This is a genomic window from Tahibacter sp. (assembly GCF_035481375.1).
Classification (GTDB): Bacteria; Pseudomonadota; Gammaproteobacteria; order Xanthomonadales; family Rhodanobacteraceae; genus Tahibacter.
On sequence record NZ_DATIGT010000046.1, the window covers coordinates 1 to 3,923 of the forward strand.

The window sequence follows — 3,923 nt, forward strand, 5'->3', positions numbered from 1 at the left end:
CAGGCCGATCTCGTGCGTGCGCTGCACGACGGCGTTGCTGGTCAGTCCGTAGATGCCGGTCATCGCGAGCAGGATCGCGAACAGGCCGCAGCGGATGAACAGGTCGGTCATCGTCGTGGCCATCAGCGTGAGCTTCTCGAGCATCGCGCCGTAGCTCAGCACGCGGCCCGGGATCGCATAGGCGTCGACGTTCGCAAGCGCGCGATACAGCGAATTGCGCGCCTCGCCGACACTGCCGCGGTGCTTCACGAGCACGCTCGCGGCCGGCTGGATGAACTGCGGCAGCGGCAGGTACAGCGCGGTGAAATTGCTCTTGCGGTTGGTCAAGAGATCGCCGCGGCGGATGTCGCTGACGACGCCGACGACCACGCGGTTCTCCGGCGTCGTGCCCTCGCCCATCAGCCGCACGCGCTTGCCGAGCGCGGTCGAGTCGGGCCAGTACATCTGCGCGAGCGACTGGCTCACGATGATGGTCTTGAGACCGGTCTCGGAATCGCGGCTGTCGAAATTGCGGCCTTCGATCAGGCGCGTCGCGATCGGCGCCGGCGACGCCGAGGTCACGAGCAGCGCGGCGCGCGGATAGTCGTCCGGCGTGTTGTATTCCACGCCGTCGACCGCGAACTCGCTCTCGCCGAGTTCCTGCAGCACGGTCGCCGCCTCGATGTCGCCGCTGCGCCGCAGCTCGCTCAGCAGCCGGTCGAAGAACAGCAGCTGCTCGGCGGGTTTGGCGTATTTCTTGAGATCGAGTTCGACCGGCATGGTCACGAGGTTCGTCGTGTCCATGCCGAAATCCACGTGCGCCGCGCGGTAGGCGATGATGCCCATGGCGCTGCCCACAAGCATGACGACCGAGATCAGCACGATCTCCACCGTGACGAGCGCGCGCGAGATCTTGCCGCTCGTGCGCCCGCGCGCGCCGCGCGTGCCGTCGCGCAGCAGCGCGCTGGAGCTGATGTTCGTCGCGCTCCAGGTCGGCAGCACCGACACCAGCAGGATCGCGACGACGACGAACGCGACCGTCGCGAGCACCGTGCCGCCGTCGAGCTGCCAGTACCACCAGAACGGCAGCTCGCCCTCGAACGTGGAATTCAGGAACGTATTCGTCGCGCGCAGGCCCCAGGCCACGAGCACGAGCGCGAGCGCGCCGCCGACGAGGCAGATGATCGCGCTCTCGAGCATCATCTGCAGCATCAGGCGCAGGCGCGGCGCGCCGAGCGCGACACGCACGGCGATTTCCTTGATGCGCTCGTTCGTGCGCGCGAGCAGCATGTTGCCGACGTTGACGCAGGCCAGCAGCAGGATGAACAGCGACACGACGTTGAGCACCGCGAACACGAACGCGCCCTCGGGCCCGGTCTGCGCGCGCTGGAAGCTCGCGACGAACACGCCGTCGAGGTTCTCCTTGTCGGCATTGGGCCGAGGCTGCTGGTGCTGCAGGCGCTGCAGCAGCGCCTGCAGCTCCGCGTCGGCGCGCGCCTCGGTCGCGCCCGGCGCGAGCCGCGCGTAGGCGCTGAACACGGTCTGCGTATACCCGGTCGGGCTGATGTCGCGCGTCGTCAGCGGCAGCCACATTTCCGCGCTGATCGGAAACGCGTAGCGCGGCGGCATCACGCCGACGATGCGCGTCGGCCTGCCGTTGATGCGCACGACGCGGTCGACGACGGCCGGGTCGCCGGCGAACGCCGACTGCCACAGCGCGTGGCCGATCACCGCGACGGGTTCCGCGCCGACGATGTTGTCGTCGGGCACGAAGCCGCGGCCCATCAGCGGCTGCGTGCGCGTGAACTGGAACACGTTCCACTCGGCGTAGGTGGATTTGACGCTGCGGCTGGATTCCGTGTCGGTCAGCAGAGACGGCGACGCGCTGTAGATGCCGAACTCGCGCAGCGTGCGCGCCTGCGCGCGCAGTTCGGCGAGTTCGAACGCGTTCATCGGCACGTTGCGGCCGTCCTTCTTGCCGATGACGCGCACGACCGACGCGCCTTCGGGAATCGGCAGGTCGCGGTACAGCATCGTGATCAGCACCGAGAACGTGTAGATGCTGATCGCGAGGCCGCCGGCCAGCACGAGGATGGTCAGCGCGGTGAAGCGCGGCGTCTTGCGCAGCAGGCGCAGCGCGTAGGTGATGTCGGCGAGTTGCAGCATGGTTTCGTGCTCAGATCACCGCGGCCAGTTTCGGGACGGGGTGAGCGCCGGCCATGCTGTCGCTGACGACCTTGCCGTCGAACAGCTCGACCTGGCGCGCGGCGCGCTGCGCCGACTCCGGGTTGTGCGTGACCATGCAGATCGTCGCGCCTTCGCGATGCAGGCTCTCGAGGAGCTGCGTGACGGCTTCGGCGTTCTTGGAATCGAGATTGCCGGTCGGTTCGTCGGCGAGGATCAGCGACGGGTTGCCGACGACCGCGCGCGCCACGGCGACGCGCTGCTGCTGGCCGCCCGACAACTGCGACGGGTAGTGCTTGGCCCGGTGCAGCATGTCCACTTTCTGCAACGCGCGCTCGATCATCGGCCCGATGTCGCCGCGCTTGAGATCGCTGCGATAGCTCAGCGGCAGTCCGACGTTCTCCTCGACGGTCAGGTCGCTGATCAGGTTGAACGACTGGAACACGAAGCCGATTTCGCGGTTGCGGATCCGCGCGCGCTCGGCGCGGTTGATCTCGGACACGTCGTGGCCGCCGAGGAGGTAGCGCCCGGCGGTCCAGGTATCGAGCAGCCCGAGCAGCGACAGCAGCGTCGACTTGCCGCAGCCCGACGGCCCGGACAGCGCGACGTATTCGCCGCGGCCGATGCTCAGATGGATGTCGTGCAGCGCGCGCGTCTCGACCTCTTCGGTGAAGAACGACTTCTGCAGGCCCTGCAGCACGATCAGCGGAGTGTTCGTACTCATGGCGCTTACCGCAGCAGGATCTGGTCGTGGCTTTCCCAGGCCGAGGAATCCGACACGATGATCCGATCGCCTTCCTTGAGCCCGCTGACGATCTCGATCTGGCGCGTCGAGGCGCGACCGAGTTCCACGTTGACGCGCCGCGCGCTGCCGCCGCCGTCGTCGACGCGGTAGAGCGCGATCTTGCTGTGGCTCTGCGCGAAGGTCGGACGGTTCACGAACAGCGCATCGGCCTTGCGCTCGACTTCGATGATGCCCTCGACGCTGAGGTCGGGACGCGCATCCGCGGGAATCTGGCCTTCGAGCGCGACTTCGACCTTGACGACGCCGTTGACGACGGCCGGGTCGATGCGCACGACCTTGCCGGCGATCTTGCTCGCACGCGTGTCGATGGTGACGGTCTGGCCGGGCACGACGTCGCGCACCTGGAAGTCCTGGACGTCGAGCATCGCGACGAGGTTGTCGTGCGGCGCGATGCGCGCGGCCTCGGCGCCGGGCATCACGCGCTGGCCGAGCTTGAGCACCATTTCCTGCACGACGCCGTCGATCGGCGCGCGCACGCTGAGATCGTCGATCTTCTGCTGGATCAGATTGTGCGAATTGCGCATCTTGTTGATGCGCGCCGCGTGCGCCTCGATCGTCGCGGCCAGGTTGGCCTCCATCTTGTCCAGGCGCGCCTGCTGATAGCGCGCGGCCTGCTGGAACTGCTCGGCGGCGAGCTTGGACTGCTCGAACGTGAGCCGGGAGACGATGCCCTTCTCGACGAGCGTCGTTTCCGCTTTTACCTTGAGCGCGGCGCTGCGGTAGTCGAGTTCGGCGGTGTTCGCGATCGCGCGCACTTCGGCGAGTTCGGATTCCAGCGTCATCGCGGCGGCGCGGTTCTCCTTCGTCGTCGCCTCGATCTCCCACTGCGATTCCTGCAGCTGCTCCTTGAGCTGGAGATTGGCCAGCGTCGCGATGACGTCGCCCTGCTTGACCGTCGCGCCGGCTTCGACCGCGATGTTGTCGACGACGCCTTCGACGTTCGCCGCGAGCCACT

The 3,923-nt window shown here is 67.6% G+C and carries 3 protein-coding genes; all 3 read right to left on the bottom strand.

Translation table 11 applies throughout. The features are described 5' to 3' along the window. Positions 1–2,145 (bottom strand): ABC transporter permease (locus VLF18_RS03150; RefSeq protein ID WP_325278166.1); only part of this gene is annotated, 2,145 nt, incomplete at its 3' end. 10 nt (positions 2,146–2,155) lie between these two features. After that, positions 2,156–2,887: an ABC transporter ATP-binding protein gene (locus VLF18_RS03155; RefSeq protein ID WP_325278167.1), complete on the bottom strand. Its 732-nt coding sequence runs from the start codon at positions 2,885–2,887 to the stop codon at positions 2,156–2,158. 5 nt (positions 2,888–2,892) lie between these two features. After that, a partial coding sequence (locus tag VLF18_RS03160; protein WP_325278168.1) for an efflux RND transporter periplasmic adaptor subunit occupies positions 2,893–3,923 on the bottom strand: 1,031 nt, incomplete at its 5' end.